16 protein-coding genes are annotated in these 18007 nt (G+C 70.9%); 9 read left to right on the top strand and 7 right to left on the bottom strand.

The features are described from left to right. Positions 1-3: 3 nt before the first annotated feature. Complete coding sequence (locus G3576_RS21235; RefSeq protein WP_164696433.1) at positions 4-1968, bottom strand: oxidoreductase; 1965 nt, start codon at positions 1966-1968, stop codon at positions 4-6. Positions 1969-2091: 123 nt separating this feature from the next. Here G3576_RS21235 and G3576_RS21230 point away from each other — a divergent pair, with 123 nt between their 5' ends. The 5 genes from G3576_RS21230 to G3576_RS21210 are packed head-to-tail and all read left to right on the top strand — an operon-like array spanning position 2092 to position 6308. Further along, positions 2092-2568, top strand: a complete 477-nt coding sequence (locus tag G3576_RS21230) for a tripartite tricarboxylate transporter TctB family protein (RefSeq protein WP_164696432.1) — start codon at positions 2092-2094, stop codon at positions 2566-2568. Between the two features lie 3 nt (positions 2569-2571). Next, the gene (locus G3576_RS21225) at positions 2572-4068 is read left to right on the top strand and encodes a tripartite tricarboxylate transporter permease (protein ID WP_164696431.1); all 1497 of its coding nucleotides are present in this window, start codon (positions 2572-2574) and stop codon (positions 4066-4068) included. Beyond that, positions 4065-5087, top strand: a complete 1023-nt coding sequence (locus G3576_RS21220; protein ID WP_164696430.1) for a Bug family tripartite tricarboxylate transporter substrate binding protein — start codon at positions 4065-4067, stop codon at positions 5085-5087. The genes G3576_RS21225 and G3576_RS21220 overlap by 4 nt, the downstream gene beginning before the upstream one ends. Positions 5088-5089: 2 nt before the next feature. Then, the gene (locus G3576_RS21215; RefSeq protein ID WP_164696429.1) at positions 5090-5842 is read left to right on the top strand and encodes a maleate cis-trans isomerase family protein; all 753 of its coding nucleotides are present in this window, start codon (positions 5090-5092) and stop codon (positions 5840-5842) included. Position 5843: 1 nt separating this feature from the next. Beyond that, complete coding sequence (locus G3576_RS21210) at positions 5844-6308, top strand: RidA family protein (protein ID WP_164696428.1); 465 nt, start codon at positions 5844-5846, stop codon at positions 6306-6308. On the opposite strand, the gene G3576_RS21205 is transcribed toward G3576_RS21210, so the two are convergent. After that, positions 6260-7216, bottom strand: coding sequence for a LysR family transcriptional regulator (locus G3576_RS21205; RefSeq protein ID WP_164696427.1), 957 nt, complete (start codon positions 7214-7216; stop codon positions 6260-6262). The genes G3576_RS21210 and G3576_RS21205 overlap by 49 nt on opposite strands. 106 nt (positions 7217-7322) lie before the next feature. On the opposite strand from G3576_RS21205, the gene G3576_RS21200 reads away from it, so the two are divergent. Next, positions 7323-8732, top strand: coding sequence for an FAD-binding oxidoreductase (locus tag G3576_RS21200; RefSeq protein ID WP_164696426.1), 1410 nt, complete (start codon positions 7323-7325; stop codon positions 8730-8732). A gap of 119 nt (positions 8733-8851) precedes the next feature. On the opposite strand, the gene G3576_RS21195 is transcribed toward G3576_RS21200, so the two are convergent. Beyond that, the gene (locus tag G3576_RS21195) at positions 8852-9310 is read right to left on the bottom strand and encodes an Lrp/AsnC ligand binding domain-containing protein (RefSeq protein ID WP_456237351.1); all 459 of its coding nucleotides are present in this window, start codon (positions 9308-9310) and stop codon (positions 8852-8854) included. A 121-nt stretch (positions 9311-9431) separates the two neighbouring features. On the opposite strand from G3576_RS21195, the gene putA reads away from it, so the two are divergent. After that, positions 9432-12983 (top strand): bifunctional proline dehydrogenase/L-glutamate gamma-semialdehyde dehydrogenase PutA, encoded by a 3552-nt coding sequence (gene putA, locus G3576_RS21190; RefSeq protein ID WP_164696425.1) that lies wholly within the window; start codon positions 9432-9434, stop codon positions 12981-12983. Position 12984: 1 nt separating this feature from the next. On the opposite strand, the gene G3576_RS21185 is transcribed toward putA, so the two are convergent. After that, entirely contained in the window at positions 12985-13938 is a 954-nt protein-coding gene (locus G3576_RS21185) for an allantoinase PuuE (protein ID WP_226381988.1), read from the bottom strand. A gap of 114 nt (positions 13939-14052) precedes the next feature. Between G3576_RS21185 and G3576_RS21180 the strand changes: the two genes are divergently transcribed. Further along, the gene (locus G3576_RS21180) at positions 14053-14580 is read left to right on the top strand and encodes an ureidoglycolate lyase (RefSeq protein ID WP_164696424.1); all 528 of its coding nucleotides are present in this window, start codon (positions 14053-14055) and stop codon (positions 14578-14580) included. Between the two features lie 52 nt (positions 14581-14632). Next, positions 14633-14869, top strand: a complete 237-nt coding sequence (locus G3576_RS21175; RefSeq protein WP_164696423.1) for a hypothetical protein — start codon at positions 14633-14635, stop codon at positions 14867-14869. On the opposite strand, the gene G3576_RS21170 is transcribed toward G3576_RS21175, so the two are convergent. The 3 genes from G3576_RS21170 to G3576_RS21160 are packed head-to-tail and all read right to left on the bottom strand — an operon-like array spanning position 14866 to position 17972. After that, positions 14866-16545 carry a tannase/feruloyl esterase family alpha/beta hydrolase gene (locus G3576_RS21170; RefSeq protein WP_164696422.1) on the bottom strand — a complete coding sequence of 560 codons (1680 nt, stop codon included), beginning with the start codon at positions 16543-16545 and terminating at the stop codon, positions 14866-14868. The two genes, G3576_RS21175 and G3576_RS21170, sit on opposite strands and share 4 nt — an antisense overlap. 23 nt (positions 16546-16568) lie before the next feature. Next, positions 16569-16988, bottom strand: a complete 420-nt coding sequence (locus G3576_RS21165) for a cupin domain-containing protein (protein ID WP_164696421.1) — start codon at positions 16986-16988, stop codon at positions 16569-16571. Positions 16989-17000: 12 nt separating this feature from the next. Next, a complete protein-coding gene (locus tag G3576_RS21160) occupies positions 17001-17972 on the bottom strand; it encodes a Bug family tripartite tricarboxylate transporter substrate binding protein (protein WP_164696420.1) in 972 nt (323 codons plus the stop codon). Positions 17973-18007: the final 35 nt, after the last annotated feature.

Genomic DNA, 18007 nt, shown 5'->3' with positions numbered 1-18007 from the left:
CCCCTATACCGCCCGCGCGGCGATCTGAGCCTCGACCAGCGCGACGGCGACGCGGCGCGGCGCATAGGCATCGCCGACCAGATGCGTGCGCTCCACCCCTGCGCGCTTCAGCGCTTCCACCAGGCCGTTGCGGGATTCCGCCTGGCCGATCCAGAGCAGCGCCGCGCAATCCTCCACCCAGCCTTCCCGCCCCGTGAGGTAGTGGCGCAGCACCACCGCGCCGCCCTCGATCCGCACGGGGGCCATGGAGGTGCGGTATTCCGCGCCGGCCTTGTCGAGTTCCCGCAGCGTCGCGATGCGCGACACCATCGGCAATTCGCGGAAGGGTTCGAAGAAGCGCGTCGTAACCATGAGTCTCCCGAGCGGCGCGACCGCTTCCGCGATTGCGGCGGCCCAGTAGTAGCCATCCTCATCCATCAGCAGGATGCGCTTCGCAGGCCCGCCGCGCAGCGACGCCAATTCGCCGATGGAGGTCGGCGCCAGCACGGGCACGCTGCCATCGCCGGGCAGCGACGGCGCGACGGCCTGCGCGCCGGTCGCGACGATCACGGCATGCGGCTGCTCCGCGAGGATTTTTGCCAGTGTCGCTTCCTCGTTGAGGCGCACCTCCACGCCCGCGCGCTTCAAGGCGCCTTCCTGGAACAGCGTCAGGTGCCGGACCTCGCCACCCAGCGGGAAGTGGCTGGCGTCACGGAACTTGCCGCCCAGGACAGCATCGCGTTCGAACAGCACCACGCGATGGCCGCGCTCGGCGGCGATGCGCGCAGCCTCCATTCCCGCGGGGCCGCCACCGACCACGACGGTCGTGGCGCGCACGGCGCGCTTGAGCTTGCCGAAGAAGTGCTCCCGCCCCGCCACGGGGTTGGTGGAGCAGCCGATGGGCTCGCCGCTGGAAATCCAGTCCCAGCACTGGTTGCAGGCAATGCAGCGGCGGATTTCCGCGGCATGGCCGGTGCGCGCCTTGTTCGCCCAGTCGGGATCGACGATCAGCGCGCGGCAGAGCCCGACCATGTCCCCATCGCCGGCGGCGATGATGCTCTCCGCCTGGTCGGGCGTCTGCACGCGGGTGGATTGCACCACGACGCAGTCATCGCCGACCGCGCGCTTCACCGCGGCCTGGATGCCGCGATAGGCTTCCTGCGGCCAGTGGCGGTCGGGCAGATGCGTGTCGATGGTGTTGAAGTTGCCCTGGCTGAGGGAGACGTAGTCGCAGAGCCCTTCCCGCGCGAGCCTTGCCGCGATCTCGCAGGCCTGGTCGGCATCGATGCCGCCCTGTGTGAACTCCTCCACGGCCAGGCGATAGCCGATGATGGCGCGATGGCCGATGCGACGGCGCACGCCCTGCAGGATCTCGGTCGGGAAGCGCAGCCGGTTCTCGAGGCTGCCGCCATAGCGGTCGTCGCGCTTGTTGGTATAGGGCGAGACGAACTGGCCGATCAGGTGCCCCTGCGCGCCATGGATCTCCACGCCATCGGCACCGGTCTCCATGGCGTTGAGCGAGGCAGAGACGAAGGCCTCCACCATCTGCTCCACCTCCACCGTCGTCAGCGCATGCGGCGTGCCGCCGGAGCGTGGGCAGGGAATGGCGGAGGGCGCGATCAGCGTGCCGACGCGACGGCCGAGATGCTGGCGGCCGCCATGGTTGAGCTGGAAGACGAAGAGCGCGCCGGCCTCATGCACCTGGCCCACCAGCTTGCGCAGCCCCGGGATGGGCCCGCGGTCGAAGAGCGGAATGGCCTGCGGCGTCACGGCATCGCCGGGATGCACGCGCGCCGCTTCGCTGACCACGACGCCCGCTCCGCCTTCGGCAACGCTGCGATAGAAGGCCAGCATACGCTCGCCGACGCGGTTCATCTCCGCGAGGTTGGAGGTGGTGGCCACGCGCATCACGCGGTTGCGCGACGTCGCCGCGCCGATCCGCACCGGCGTGAACAGCCTTGGAAAAGCCTGAACGCTTCCGCCGTCCATGCGCCGGATGTCCTCCCGATTGATGCCAGCCTATGGCGAGACGGTTGTCCGGACAAGACAGCTTGCGCGACCTGCGCGGATCGGGCGATGCTGCGCGCGGGAAGAAACGACACCAGGAATGCCATGGCGCGCCTCGATGCTGCGGTCAGCCTGTTCTGGGTCCTGCTCGGCATCGCGCTGTGCTGGAGTTCGAAGGAACTCGGGCTGAGCGATCCCAGCGGGCCTGGCTCCGGCCTGTTCCCCTTCCTGGCGGGGCTGCTGGTGCTGGCCGGTGGCGTGGGGCTGCTGGTGCGCCACGTCGTGACGGGCGGCCAGCCCGTGCCCGGGGAGGAGATCGCCGCGCAGTTCTGGGAAGCGCCCGGCGCGCCCTTCCGCACCGCGATGCTGATCATCGTCGTCGCCGGCATGATCATCGCCGTGCCCTGGCTTGGCTTCGCGCTGGCGGGCGTCATCGGGCTGCCCATCCTGTTCCGCGTGATCGCGCCGGAGAAATCCTGGATGGCCGCCATCGTCACCGGTGTGATCGCGGCCGGCAGCATGCATCTGCTCTTCGCGGTGGCACTCGGCACGCCGCTGCCGCGTGGCCCGCTGGGATTCTGACGGATGGACACGATCGGCGGCTTGCTGGCGGGCTTCGAGGTCATCCTGACCTGGCAGAATATCCAGTTCATCTTCATCGGCAGCGTCATCGGCACGCTGATCGGCGTGCTGCCGGGCATCGGGCCGCTGGCCGCGCTGTCCCTGCTGCTGCCGGCGACCGTCGCGCTGCCGCCCGTCGGCGCCATCGCGATGCTTTGCGCCATCTTCTACGGATCGATGTATGGCGGGTCGATCACCTCCGTCCTCGTGAACATCCCAGGCGAGGCCGCCTCCGTCGTTACCTGCCTCGATGGTCATGCGATGGCGAAGCAGGGGCGCGCGGGGGCGGCGCTCGGCATGGCGGCGCTGGGGTCCTTCATCGCGGGCACGCTCGGCATCATCGTGCTGTGCCTGGCGGCGCCGATGCTGGGCGCCTTCGCCATCCGCATGGGCCCGCCGGAATATGCGGCGCTGATGCTGCTGGGGCTCGCCTGCACCATCCTGATGATCCAGGGATCGGCGCTGAAGGGCGCGATCATGATCGGGCTCGGCGCCTGGCTGGCGGCGATCGGCATGGACATCGTCACCGGCGAATTCCGGTTCACGGCGGGCAGCGTCGATCTTTCCGCGGGGATCGAATTGCTGGCCGTCGTCATCGGCCTGTTCGGCGTCTCGGAGATCCTGCTGAACGTGGAGCAATCCGCGCGCGGGATGGCGGTGAAGGCGAAGCTGTCGGCGGTGTGGCCGACGCGCGCCGACTGGAAGGCCTCCTTCGCGCCGATCCTGCGCGGCAGCGGGCTCGGCTTCGCCATCGGCCTGCTGCCCGGCGGCGGGCCCGTCACGGCCTCCTTCCTCTCCTACGCCGTGGAACGGCGCGTGGGGAAGAACCCCGAGACCTTCGGCAAGGGCCGGATCGAGGGCGTGGCGGGGCCGGAGGCCGCGAACAATGCGGCGGTGTCCTCGGGCATGATCCCGCTGCTCTCGCTCGGCATTCCCGGCAATGCGGTGACGGCGCTGCTGATGGGCGCGCTGATCATCAACGGCGTGCAGCCCGGCCCGACCATGATGGCGGATCGCGCCGATGTCTTCTGGGGCGTGATCGCCAGCCTCTATATCGGCAACGTCTTCCTGCTGGTGCTGAACCTGCCGCTGGTGGGGTTGTGGGTGCAGCTGCTGCGCGTGCCCTATGCCGTGCTCTTCCCCGCCATCCTGCTGTTGGCGCTGGTCGGCACCTATTCGGCCAACCGCAACCTCTTCGACCTCTGGGTCATGCTGGGCTTCGGCGTGGTGGGCTGGTTCCTGCGCAAGCTCGGCTACGAATTGGCGCCGCTGGTGCTGGCCTTCGTGCTGGCGCCGCTGCTGGAACAGTCGCTGCGCCAATCCATGGTGATGTCGCCCGACGGGGCGATGATCTTCCTCCAGCGCCCGCTGGCGGCGGTGATGATCGCCGCCGCCGTCGGGATGCTTCTGCTGGTCGCTTTCAAGCGCAAGACAACAACCCTAGTGGGAGGAACAGCATGACCATCACCCGACGCGGATTGATCGCCGGCAGTGCCGCACTGCCCTTCGCCGGCGCGGCGATGGCGCAGGAGACGCATCCCGCGCGCGCCGCCCTCAACGCCATCAAGCCCGCGGGCTATCCGCGGGAGCCGATCGAGATGGTGGTCGTCTATCCCGCCGGCGGCGGCATGGACATCACCGGCCGCGTCGTGCAGCGCTTCTTCGAGCGGGTGACGGGCGAACGCAGCTTCGTGAACAACCGCACCGGCGGTGCGGGGCTCGTCGGCCATACCTGGCTGGCGACCCAGGCGCCGCATGACGGGCACGCCATCGGCATCATCGCGAACCTGGTGATCTCCGACGCCGCGCGGTCCCAGGGCCGCTGGCAGGTGAGCGACCTCGACCACATCGCGCATCTGAACGCCGAGCCGCTGAACCTGATGGTGAATGCGGATGGTCCCTTCAAGACGGGCGGGCTGCGTGGGCTGCTGGAAGCGGCGCGGGCACGGCCGGGAACCATCCGCGTCGCCAACGTCGTCGGCGGCTACTACGAATACCTGATCGAGCAGCTGGAACAGGCCAGCGGGTCACGCTTCCTCAAGGTGCCGTTCCAGGGCGGTGGCCCGGGCATCACGGCGCTGCTCGGCAACAATGTCGATCTCGCCTTCGGCTTCTTCGCCGAGGTGCGCGGCCATATGCAGGGCAACCGCCTGTTGCCGGTGGCGGTGACGGGACGGCAATCCACGCCCTTCCTGCCGGAAACGCCGACCGTCAACAGCATCATCGGGCGCAACGACGCCAATTGGGGCGTCAGCCGCTGGATCGCGGTGCCGAAGGCGGTGCCGGCGGATCGCAAGGCCTGGCTGGCCGCGGCCTTCCGCGCCGCCGTCGCGGACCCCGCGCTGGTGGAGGAATTCCGCAACCTCGGCGCCCTGCCCGACCCGGCGCTCGACACGCCGGAGAAGCTGAACGCCGCGGTGGCGCAGATGGCGGAAGCCGAGCGCGCCTACCTCGTCGCCTCCGGCCGCGCGACGCGCTGACCATGCCGGACGTGTTGGGGTGGCGCGGCTGCTTCGGGGTGGTCACGCCCTCCACCAACACGGTGGTGCAGCCGGAATACGACACGATGCGCCCGCGCGGCATCACCAACCACGTCGCGCGGATGCACATCGCCAATGATCCGCTGAACAGCGATGCGGATTTCGACACGCTGATCAGCCGCATCGATGCGGCGCTCGAAGCCGCGCTGGAACGGGTGCTGACGGCGCAGCCGGACCGCATCGTGCTCGGCATCTCGGCCGAGAGCATCTGGGGCGGCGGGCTCGCCGCCGCCCGCGCGATCCAGGATCGGGTGGACCGCATGACCGGCGGCCTGCCCTTCACCCAGGCGGCGGATGCGTTGCCAGCCGCGCTGAAGGCACTCGGCATCACCGGCCCGGTCGGGCTGGTGACGCCCTATTTCCCCGTCGCCCACAGCCATCTCGTGAACTACATCGCCGAGATCGGCTGCGAGGTGGTGGCGGCGAGGCACCTGCAGCGCCCCTCCCCCGTCGGCATCGGGCTGACGCCATTGGCCACGCTGCGCGACGCGATCAATGAGGTGAATCGGCCCGAGGTCCGCGCCATCATCCAGTTCGGCGCCAACCTGCCGATGATGCAGCTGGCGGCGCAGGCGGAGGCCTGGCTCGGCAAGCCCGTGCTGGCCATCAATGCCGTCACCTACTGGCACGCGCTGCGCAGCCACGGGATCACGGACCGCATCGCGGGCTGCGGAAGGCTGCTGGAGGAACACTGACATGCCTACCAACGAGCAACGCCTGGCGGCCCTCGGCGTCACGCTGCCGCCGCCCTTCCGGGACGAGGCGAACCGCGTGCGCGCGCTGCGCTCCGGCATCCATGTCTATATGAGCGGGCATGGGCCGCTCGGCGAGGGGAATGTACCGCTCGTCGTCGGCAAGCTAGGGCGGGAACTCTCCATCGAGCAGGGGCGGGAGGCCGCGCGGATCACGGGGCTCTGCTGCCTCTCCACGCTGCGGCATTACCTCGGCACGCTGGATCCGGTGGTGCGCTGCGTGCGGGTGATGGGCTTCATCAACTGCGCGCCCGGCTTCAACCGGCCGTCGGAGGTGCTGCACGGCTTCTCCGACCTCATGGTCGATGTCTTCGGGGAGGGCGGGCGGCATTGCCGGTCCGCGATCGGCGTGGCGGAGCTCTATTCCGACATCCCGATCGAGGTCGAGGCGCTGTTCGAGTTGGGCTGACCGGCCAGCATCGGTTCGATCACGCCGCGCAGCGCCTCCGCGAAGACGCCGGAGAGCACGGGTTGCGCGGCGCGTTCGGCGGTGAAGAGGCGAAGCGTCTGCGACGGCAAGGCGCGATCCTCGATGGGCACGAAGGCGAGGTCGCCGCGGGCTTCCTCCGGCTGGATGTTCAGGCGGTTCAGCAGCGTCACGCCCTGCGCCAGCACGGCGACGCGCTTCATCACCTCCACCTCGTTGGCCTCCACGATGGGGTCGGGGCGCAGGCCGCCGCGGGCGAGGCCGGCCTCCACCAGCGGGCGGAGCGACATGCCCTCCGCCGGCAACACCAGGCGCGCGGCAAGCAGATCCGCCAGGCGCAGCGAGGCGTGGCCGGCCAGCGGATGGTCCGGCGGCATGACGGCGCCGAGGCGGCATTCCCAGGCCATCAGCGTCGCGATCCCGCGCTGCCCCTCCGCGCCATAGGCCAGGCCGAGATCGGCACGACCCTCCCGCACCGCGGCGAGGATTTCTGGTAATGACAGGCGCTGGAAGACGAGCCGCATGCGGGGCCGCGCGGCGCGGGCGGCCAGCGTGGTGCGGGCGATGAGTTCGGGGCCGAGGCCGCCCATCATGGCGACCGTCAGCGTCCCGCCATGGGCGCCGCGCATCTCCTCGATCAGGGCGGCCGTGCGGTCATGGTCCGCGAGCGTGCGGCGGATATGGGCGACCAGCGCCTCCCCGGCCGCCGTCAGGCGCAGGCGGTTGGGCAGGCGGTCGAAGAGCGGCACGCCCATCTCGGCCTCCAGCGCCAGCAATTGCCGGTTGATGGAGGAGGCGGAGACGGAAAGCCGCGTCGCGGCGCCCCGGATGGAGCCGTGGCGCGCGACCTCATCGAGATAGCGGAGCATCCGCCCGTGCAGGGATCGCATGGCGCGCAGCCTGCCGGGGTGCTGCCCGGAAGGCAACGCCCCGCGCACAAAGTGCTGCTTCCCGGCGCGCGCGGCCGATGCTTCCTGCCGTCAGGAGACCGCCCCAATGCAAGCCGACCTGCCCACCTTCCTGAATGCGCTGGCCGACATCCCGGCCATCACCGACCCCGTGCTGGTCCGCCAGCGCAGCCGGGACATGAGCGGCGCCTTCAGCCCGGTCCTGAAGCGGGAGGCGAAGGACCGCAGCGCCGATGTGCTGCTGCGGCCGCGCAACCGGGAGGACGTCCTGCGCATCGCCGCCGCCGCCGCGCGCGCGAAGGTGCCGCTGATCGCGCGCGGCGCCGGCACCGCCAATTTCGGCCAGGGCATCCCGCTGCGGGGCGGCGCGCTGCTGGACATGACGGCGCTGGACCGCGTGGTGTGGCATCGCGGCCCCGTGGTGCGCGCGGAATGCGGCATCCGGCTCATCGACCTCGATGCCGCGACGAAGCCGGCGGGGTATGAGCTGCGGATGCATCCCTCGACGCGTCGCGCCTCGACCTTGGGCGGCTATCTCGGCGGCGGGCATGCGGGGGTGGGGAGTTGCCAATACGGCATCCTGCGCGACCGCGGGAACATCCTGGCGCTGCAGGTGGTGAGCGTGGAGGAGGAGCCGCGCATCGTCGAGCTGCGCGGCCCCGACGTGAACCTGGTGCACCACGCCTATGGCGCCAACGGGCTGATCCTGGAGGCGGAGATGCCCCTCGCCCCCGCCTGGGCGTGGCAGGAGGCGATGGTCTGCTTCCCCGACTTCATGCAGGCCGTCCGCTTCGGTCATGCGCTGGCGGTCAGCGACGGCATCATCAAGAAGCTGATCTGCCTGCACCAATGGCCCCTGCCCTCGCTCATCCCACCGCTGGCGGGCGCGATGCGGGAGGGGCAGCACATGGCGATCTGCATGGTCGCCGCGCCCTTCTTCGAGTCCTTCGAAAGCCTGGTGCGGGATTTCGGCGGCACCATCACGGCGACGGCGGCGGAGGGCCAGGGCAGCTATGGCGCGCCGGCCTATGAATTCGCCTGGGGGCACACGCGCTTCCACGTCAACAAGAAGGACCGCAGCCTGGTGAACTGCATCGGGCTCTATCGCGATCCGGGCCTGGTGGAGGCGATCGCGCGGTCGGTGAAGCGCTTCGCGGGCCTCGGCCCTTTCCACCTGGAGGCCAAGCGCTTCGACGGCACGCTGTCCTTCCAAGGCTCTCCGCTGTTCCGCTACGAGGATGAGGCGCAGCTGGCCGCGGTGACGGCGGGGATGCAGGAGGATGGCGCGATCGGCGCCAACAACCACACCTTCCTGGTGCGGGAGAACGGCATGAAGCCGGTGGACGAGACGGAGATCGCCTTCAAGCGGGCGATGGACCCCTACAATCTGCTGAACCCCGGCAAGCTGGCGATCGACCAGGCCTCCGTCGCCGCCAGCGCGGGGGCGAAGATCGGGGCCAGCGGCTGGACCTATGCGGGGGCAAAGGCGGCGGAGTGATGCCACCGCACGCGCGGAGTGACCTGCGGCCGGCAAAGCCGGCCGAGGCCGCGAATGCGGCCCGCGGCATGTGCCGCGAAGCCAAGCGGCCGGAGGCCGCGCCCGGCGTCTGAGGGCAATCAAAGGAGGCGCAGCGGTCCGTCATTCTTCACCTCCTCCATCACGGCGTAGGTCCGCGTCTCCTTCACCCCGGGCAGGCTCAGCAGCACCTCGCCCAGGAAGCGGCGATAGGCCGTCATGTCGGCGAGCCGCGCCTTGACCAGGTAGTCGAAGCCGCCGGCGACCATGTGGCATTCCAGCACCTCCGGCGCGCGCGTGACGGCCTCCGCGAAGCGGGCGAAGGCGTCGGGCGTGGTCTTGTCCAGCAGCACCTCCACGAAGGCGAGCAGGCCGAGGCCGAGCTTCTGGGGGTTCAGCCGGGCGCTGAAGCCCAGGATGTAGCCCTGGGCCACCAGGCGGCGGAAGCGCTCGCTGGTCGCGGCCGGGGAGAGGCCGATGCGCTCCGCGAGTTCCGCATTGGTGATGCGGCCGTCGCGCTGGAGGATGTCCAGCAGGCGGAGGTCGATCCTGTCCAGCACCAGCGATCCTTCGGGTTAGTTGACCGTTGACCATTGATCCTATGGCGATCGGCGCAAAACACCAGATGGTGATCCGGCGCCCCGGCCCCTAGCCTGCGGCTGCCGAGACGGAGCCGCCGCCATGACCCCGCCCTTTGCCGACCTGCTGGCCAATGCGCCCCACCGCGACGCGTTGCGCCGCGCCGTCACCGCCGCCACGCGGCGCGCGGAGACGGATTGCCTGCCGCCGCTGATCGAGGCGGCGCGGCTGGCGCCGGATCAGCAGGCGCAGGCGACGGCACTGGCACGGGACCTCGTCACCACGCTCCGCGCCCGCCCGCGCCGCGGCGGGGTGGAGGCGCTGGTGCAGGAATTCTCGCTCTCCTCGGAGGAAGGCGTCGCGCTGATGTGCCTGGCGGAGGCGCTGCTGCGCATCCCGGACGACGCCACGCGGGATGCGCTGATCCGCGACAAGATCGGCGGCGGCGACTGGGCCGCGCATCTCGGCCATTCGCCCTCCCTCTTTGTCAATGCGGCCACCTGGGGCCTGGTGGTGACGGGGCGGCTGACGACGGCGACGGAGGGCGGGCTCGGCGCGGCGCTGACGCGGCTGGTGGCAAGGGCCGGAGAGCCGGTGATCCGCCGCGGCATGGACATGGCCATGCGCATGATGGGGGAGCAGTTCGTCCGCGGCGAGACGATCGAGGAGGCGCTGAGGCGCGCCCGCGCCATGGAGGCCAAGGGCTTCCGCCATTCCTTCGACATGCTGGGCGAGGCGGCCATGACGGCGGCGGATGCCGCGCGCTACCTCGCGGCCTATGAGGGCGCGATCCACGCCATCGGCCAGGCCAGCGCCGGGCGCGGGATCATCGAGGGGCCGGGGATCTCCATCAAGCTCTCCGCCCTGCATCCGCGCTACAGCCGCGCGCAGCGGGCGCGGGTGATGGCGGAGCTGCTGCCGCGTCTGCTCGGCTTCGCACGGCTGGCGCGGCGCCATGACATCGGGCTGAACATCGATGCGGAGGAAAGCGAGCGGCTGGAGCTGTCGCTCGATCTGCTGGAGGCGCTCTGCGCGGACCCGGCGCTGGCGGGCTGGAACGGCATCGGCTTCGTGATCCAGGCCTACCAGAAGCGCGCGCCCTTCGTCGTGGACGTTGTCGCCGACATGGCGCGGCGGACCGGGCGACGGATGATGGTGCGGCTGGTGAAGGGCGCCTATTGGGACAGCGAGATCAAGCGCGCGCAGGTGGACGGCCAGGCGGATTTTCCTGTGTTCACGCGCAAGGTCCATACGGATGTCTCCTACCTCGCCTGCGCGCAGCGGATGCTGGCGGCGCCGGAGGCGATCTTTCCGCAGTTCGCCACGCACAACGCGATGACGGTCGGCGCCATCCACGCCATGGCGGGGCCAGATGCGGATTACGAATTCCAGTGCCTGCATGGGATGGGGGAGCCGCTCTATGAGGCGGTGGTGCAGCGGCTCGGCCGCGCCTGTCGCATCTACGCGCCGGTCGGCACGCATGAGACGCTTCTGGCCTATCTCGTGCGGCGGCTGCTGGAAAACGGCGCCAATTCCTCCTTCGTCAACCGCATCCATGATCCCGCCGTGCCGGTGGAAGCGCTGCTCGAGGACCCCGTCGCGGCGGCCGCCGCGCTGAGCCCCGTGGGACGGCCGCATGACGGCATCGCGGCGCCGCGCGCGATCCTCGGCGCCACGCGCGCGAACAGCGCGGGGATGGACCTGGCGGATGAGGACAGGCTGGAAGCCCTGGCGGCGACGCTGCGCGCCGGCGTTTCGGGAGTCGGCGACGCGCCGCGCCCCGTGCTGAACCCCGCCGATAGGCGCGACATCGTCGGCACGGTGCGCGACGCGACGCCCGATGCCGTGCAGGCCGCGATCGCCGCCGCCGAGGCCGCCGCGTCGGGCTGGGAAGCAACGCCTGCCGCCACGCGTGCGGCCATGCTGGAACGCGCCGCCGAGCTGATGGAGGCGCGCATGCCCGCGCTGCTCGGCCCGATCGTGCGGGAGGCGGGGAAGTCCCTGCCCAACGCCATCGCGGAGGTGCGGGAAGCCGTGGATTTCCTGCGCTACTACGCCGCGGAATCGCGCGGGCTGGCGGGGCGGGCGCTCGGCCCCGTCGCCTGCATCGCACCCTGGAATTTCCCGTTGGCCATCTTCACCGGGCAGGTCGCGGCGGCGCTGGCCGCGGGGAACACGGTACTGGCCAAGCCGGCGGAGGAAGTGCCGCTGATCGGCGGAACAGCCGTCTCCGTCCTGCATGAGGCCGGCGTGCCGCGGGACGTGCTGCATCTGGTCCTGGGTGACGGCACGGTCGGCGCCGCGCTGGTCGCGGACCCGCGCGTGCAGGGCGTGATGTTCACGGGATCGACGGAGGTCGCGCGCCTCATCAACCGCGAACTCGCGACGCGCCTTGGGCGGGATGGGCTGCCGGTGCCGCTGGTGGCGGAGACGGGCGGGCAGAACGCGCTGGTGGTGGACAGCTCCGCCCAGCCGGAACAGGTGGTGGCGGATGTGCTCGCCTCCGCCTTCGACAGCGCCGGGCAGCGCTGCTCCGCGCTGCGGCTGCTCTGCGTGCAGGAGGAGGTGGCGGAGACCGTCATCGCCATGCTGAAAGGCGCCATGGCGGAGCTGCGCATCGGCCAGCCGGATCGCCTCGACACCGATGTGGGGCCGGTGATCTCCGCCGAGGCGAAGGCAGGGCTGCTGGCGCATGTCGAGGCGATGCGCGAGGCCGGCCACGCCGTGCATGCGCTGCCGCTGCCGCCGGATTGCGACCACGGGCATTTTGTCGCGCCGACGCTGATCGAGATCGATGGCGTGAGCGCGCTGACCAGGGAAGTCTTCGGCCCCGTCCTGCATGTGCTGCGCTTTCGGCGCGACGACATGGACGCGCTGATCCGCGACATCGCCGCCACCGGCTATGCGCTGACCTTCGGCGTGCATTCGCGCATCGACGAGACCATCGACCGCCTGGTGGAGGCCGCGCCCGCCGGCAACATCTATGTCAACCGCAGCATCATCGGCGCCGTCGTCGGCGTGCAGCCCTTCGGCGGGCATGGGCTGTCCGGCACCGGGCCCAAGGCGGGCGGGCCGCTCTATCTCCGGCGGCTGATGCGCTCCACGCCGGAGGCGCGCGGTGCGGCGGCGACAGCGGCGGCGGAGAGCTTCCTCGCCTGGCTGCAGGCGGCGGGCCATGACGCGGCGGCCGCCTTCTGCGCCGACGCCATCGCCGCCTCGCGCCTCGGCGAGGACCAGCTGCTGCCGGGGCCCGTCGGGGAAAGCAACCGCTACCGCGTGGAACCGCGCGGCCGCATCCTGTGCGTGCCCGTCACGGAGGAAGGCGCCTGGCGCCACGCCGCGGCGGCACTCGCCACCGGCAATGCGGTGCGGATCGTGGCGCCCGCCGCCTTCCGCCTGCCGCCCGGCCTGGTGGAGCGCGTGGAGGCCGTGCAGGCGGAGGATTGCGCCGCCGTGCTGGCGGAAGCCGAGGGCGCGGCGCTGGTCGCGCTGGCGACGGCCATCGCCGCGCTGGACGGGCCGGTGCGACCCGTCCTGGTGCTGCGCCCCGGCGGCGATGCCGCGGCGATGGACATGCTGGTGGCGGAACGCGCCGTCAGCACCAACACCGCGGCGGCCGGTGGCAATGCCAGCCTGATGAGCCTGGCCGCGTGACCTACGGCCCGACCTTCGCGATCTGCTCCATGCCAGGCTGGTACGGGAAGGTCGCGCGCCAATGCTCCGCGATCTCCGCCCGGCGCGCGACCCAGACGCCCTCGAACTTCCCGATATAGTCGAGGAAGCGCATCAGCCCCGCCGCGCGGGCGGGGTGGCCGATGGAGCGGAGATGCAGGCCGCAGGACATCATCTTCGGCTGCGTCCGCCCCTCCGCATACAGCATATCGAACTGGTCCTTGAGGAACTGGAAGTAGTCCTCCGACGTCGCGAAGACGCCGCGGCCGAACTTGCTGTCGTTGGTCACCAGCGAATAGGGCACGATCAGCTGCGGCTTGCCGTCCTGCAGCACCCAGTAGGGCAGCTCGTCATTGTAGCAGTCGCTGTCGTAGCGGAAGCCGCCTTCCTCCACGAGGAGCCCGCGCGTGTGCACGCTGGGTCCATAGCGGCAATACCAGCCGAGCGGGCGTGATCCGATCGTGCGTTGCAGGCTCTCCACCGCCAGGCGGATATGCTCGCGCTCCTGCTCCTTGGTCAGCTTGTAGTGCTCGATCCAGCGCCAGCCATGGCAGCAGATGTCGTGCCCGGCCTCCCGGATCGCCTCGGCCGCGGGCGGGTGGCGTTCCAGCGCCAACGCGCAGGCGAAGATCGTCATCGGCCAGTTGCGCTCCGCGAACAGGCGCATGATGCGCCAGAAGCCGACGCGGACGCCGTATTCGAACATGCCCTCCGCCGCCAGGTCGCGGCCGCCAGCGGGCACGACATTGGCCGCACTCTCCGTCAGCGTGGCCTCGGAGAACCCGTCGCCATCCATCAGCGAGTATTCGGACCCTTCCTCGTAGTTCATGACGAAGTTGATCGCGATGCGCGCGCCGCCCGGCCAGCGCGGATGCGGCGGGTTGCGGCCATAGCCGATGAGGTCCCGTGCATAGGGCCCGGTCAGGGCGGAGGACATGGGTGCTGCTCCGTGGTCAGGGCGCCATCATGCCGCAGCCAGCGGGGCGCGCCAGCCATTGGCGAGGCGACGAGCCTCCGCCATGCTGCCGCACCCCACAGGAAGGACCACCGCATGACCCGCCGCCTGGTGCTGCAACCGCTGACACAGGCTGCCTTCGCCCCCTTCGGCGATGTGGTGGAAGCCCCGCCGCCGGGGGCGCGCTTCTCGCTCGACCAGACCATCGGCGGCACCGATGGCGCCACGCAACCGCGCCTGTCCTTCAGCTGTTCGGAGCCCTGGGCCCTGCCGCTGGAGGCGACGCGGATGGAACGGCACAACCGCTCCTCCCAATGCTTCGCGCCGATGGATGTCGCGGGCTGGGTGATCATGGTGGCGCCCGATGCCGGCGGCCGGCCGGAGGAAGCCGGGCTGCGCGCCTTCCTCGCCCGCGGCGACCAGGCGGTGAACTACCATCGCGGCACCTGGCACCACCCCGTGCGCGCGCTGGAACGGCCCGGCCGCTTCGCGGTGCTGATGTGGACCACCGGCACCACGGCGGAGGACGAGGAGTGGGCCACGCTGGCGGAGCCCGTCTCGGTCCATCCGGTGGAGCCGGTCTCGATCCATCCGGCGGAGCCGGTCTCGATCCACGAGGGCTGACGCTTCGCCCCCGGCGCGGTAAGCAGGCGCCCCCAACGCCGGAGGATCACGCATGACCCAACAGAACCCGGTCTATCTGCGCTGGCGCGCTGGGCGCCCGCAGCCGGAGGAGGAGCGGTTCGACAACCTCGATGCCGCGCTGGATGCCGTGGAGGCGCGGTGGGAGACGCTGCAGCACCAGGTGCCGCAGATCCTGGACCACCGCCGCATCCTGATGCTGAGCACCGCGGAGATCCTGCAGCTGGCGGAGGAGGAGGACGAGGCCCCCTCCCCCGAGCCCAAGGCCTAACGCGCCGGCGCGAAAGCCAGCGGGTCCGGCCGGGCGGTGCAGATGAAACTCTCCGCCCGGTTGGGATCGCCGCTGCCGCTGTAGCGGGCATAGGCGGGATAGCGGCAGGCCGGCATGGAGCGAACGGTCTGCAGCGTCTCCGGATGGATGTCGAAGGCCGCCGGCGCATCGGGCGGCGCGGTGCCATCCAGCCAGCCCTCCAGGATCGACAGCGTGTCGAACTGGGACGGGCCGACGACATTATGGCCGCTGCCGGCCGTGACGTAGAAGCGCAGGAAGCTGTCCGTCTCCGCCTGGCCCATCCGCGCCACGACGCTGCGGTAGTATTCCGCGACCATCGGCGTGCCGACGGCATTGTCGGCCGCGGGCTGCAGCAGGATCAGCTTGCCGCCGCGGGCGCGGAAGCGGCTGAGGTCCGGATCCGTCGCGTCGAACAGCGTGGAGAGATACTGCAGCCGCGCGGCGTGGCGCGTGGCCTGGAAGTGGAAGGGGTCGAAGGTTTCGCCCTGCACGATGGCGTGGCGCACCAGGATGGCGGCGAAGTTCAGCACGGCGCCGCGGCGCGGCTCGAAGCCCCGCCCGGGCGGCAGCGGGAAGGAAGGCGGCTCCGCGCCCGTGACGTAGAAGGGCCATTGGTAGCGCGGCCCGTCCTCGTCGCCCGTCACGCCGAAGCCCGGATAGCGCGTGATGCCATGCGCGAGCGGCACCTGCATCGACCAGGGCTCCCGGATCGCGTTCACCACGGCGATCTGCGCGTCGCTCAGGCAGCCCTGGCCGCGCGCGCCATCGGGGCAGCGCAGCGTCGCGACATCGTTCGGGCATTCGAGGTAACGCGCGATGATGCCGTCCCTGACGCCATCGGCCTCGTCGCAGCTCTGCCGCGTGCGTTCCGCCACCAGCCGCACCGCCGCCGCATCCAGCCAGCCCGACACCATCAGCGACCGGATGTGGTTGTCGGCCAGGTGGATGTAGAACCAGCTCAGCACCGGGGAGATGGCGATGACGCCGTCATAGTCATCGGGGAAACGCTGCGCGACCATCAGCGCCTCGCGCCCCCCCGCCGATTCGCCGTTGAAGATCACGCGGCGCGGCGCGCTTCCATAGGCGGCCTCGATGACGCGCAGCGCGACGTCACGCGTCTTCTTCATGGACTCGACGCCCCAGTTCCGCATCGCCTCGTCGCTGCGCATGAAGGCGACGTCGGTGCCCTGGTGGCCGCCATCGCCGCCGAAGGTCGCGTAGCCCAGCGCGATGGGATAGGGCGCGGTGAGCGGCACGGGATCGAAGCGGGCGGAGGCCTTCTGGCCCGGCGCGGTGATGACGGACCCGCCGAGCCCGCCGCCGCCGGATTGCAGCGCGCGGCCGTTCCAGGAAAGCGGCAGGTTGACGTTGAACAGGATGCGCGGCGCCGCGGGATCGACCGGCCGGATCTCCCCCTGCACGTTGCAATGCATCGGCAGCGCCTGCGCGAATTCGCCATCGGGGTGCGGGCGTGGTGGCGTTTCCGCCAGGCGCCGCGCCGTGGTGACGGCGGCACCGCCGGTCGGCAGGCCGATGGCGGCGGCGGGAATGGCGAGGCCGGCCATGTCCTCGCAGCGCTGCAGCGCCGTGGTCTGCGCCGCGGCCGGCAGCGCGAGCAGCGCCAGCAGGCCGAGCGTGATCGATGCCCGTCTCATCCCCGTTCCCCCCTGTTGCGCCGTCAGCGCGGCGGCGTTGCGCCGACCGGATGGGCGGCGAAGTATTCCGTATCGACGGGCCGCGGCTTCCAGTCCGGGTTGGTCGGCCAGTCGACGAAGCGCGTCGCCACATCCTCGCCGTAGCGGACGCGGAACAGCAAGGTCCGCTGCGGGCCGTTGGTGTATTCATGCACCTCGCCCGGCGGATGCACGACGAAGCGGCCGGGCGTGACATCCACGCTGGCCTCCGGCGTCCACATCACGCCGCCGCCCTCGAAGCAGAAATAGATCTCCGTCGCCCAGGGGTGGCAGTGGTTGGGGCTGACCTGGCCGGGTTCCCAGCAGGCGACGGTGAAGTCGCCGCCGGCGCTGCGGCCGAGGATCTTCTCGACATGGCGCTGCGGGTTCCAGACCTGCTCGGCGCGAAGGTCGAAGCTGTGCATTCCCGTGGTTCCTCAATTGTCGAGCTGGATGCGCGCGGTGCGGATGACCTCGGCCCAGCGGGAAGTCTCCTCCCGCAGCCTGGTCGCAAAATCGTCGGGGCTTTCATCCATCGCCTCCAGCGCCTGGCGGCGGAAGGCGTCCTGCGTCGCCTCGCTGCGCGCCACGGCGCCGCAGGCAGCGTGGATGGCGTTGACCAGCGGCGCCGGCGTCGCGCGCGGAACCAGCACGCCGAACCAGGACCGGACATCGAGTGGCGCCTGCCCTGCCTCCGCCAGCGTCGGCACATCCGGCAGCATGGCGCTGCGCGTGGTGGCGAGCTGCGCGATGGCGCGCGCCCGCCCGGATGTGATCAGCGGCTGCACCGCCAGCAGGTTGCTGATGACGAAGTGGATCTGGCCGGAGACGAGGTCCGTCGCGGCATGGGAACTGCCGCGATAGGGGATGTGCGTGAGCGGCGCGCCGCTGCGGCTGGCGATCAGCTCCCCGGCCAGATGCTGCTGCGACCCGGCGCCAGGGGAGCCGTAGGAAAGGCCGCCCGGGGTGCTGCGAGCCAGCGCCAGCAACTCCGCGACCGTCGCGGCGGGGACGTTCGGCCCCACCGCGATGACATTGGGCGAGCTGGCGAGGATCGCGACCGGCGCCAGGTCACGCTCCACATTGAAGGGCGCGTTCCGGATCAGGGACGGGTTGATGGTGAGGTTGCCCGCAGCCGCGACCAGCAGCGTGGTCCCATCCGGCGCGGCGCGCGCGACGGAGGCGATGCCGATGCTGCCGCCGCCACCGGGCCGGTTCTCCACCACGGCCGGCACGCCGCTTTTCGCCTGCAGCCCCGCGGCCAGAAGCCGCGCCAGCGCATCGACGGGCCCGCCCGGCGTGAAGGGCGCCACCAGCGTGACCGGGCGGTCCGGCCAGGTGGACTGCGCGCGGGCCGGCAGGGCGAGTGCCACGCCAGTCAGCGCCAACAGGGAACGACGGTTCATCATGGCCATCTCCTCCCGGCCGCCATGGCGGCTCTGGT

The organism is Falsiroseomonas algicola (assembly GCF_011040385.1).
In the GTDB taxonomy this organism is placed as follows: Bacteria; Pseudomonadota; Alphaproteobacteria; order Acetobacterales; family Acetobacteraceae; genus Falsiroseomonas; species Falsiroseomonas algicola.
The sequence above is the reverse complement of the archived record's forward strand: the minus strand, read 5'-3'. Positions and strand labels throughout refer to the sequence as shown.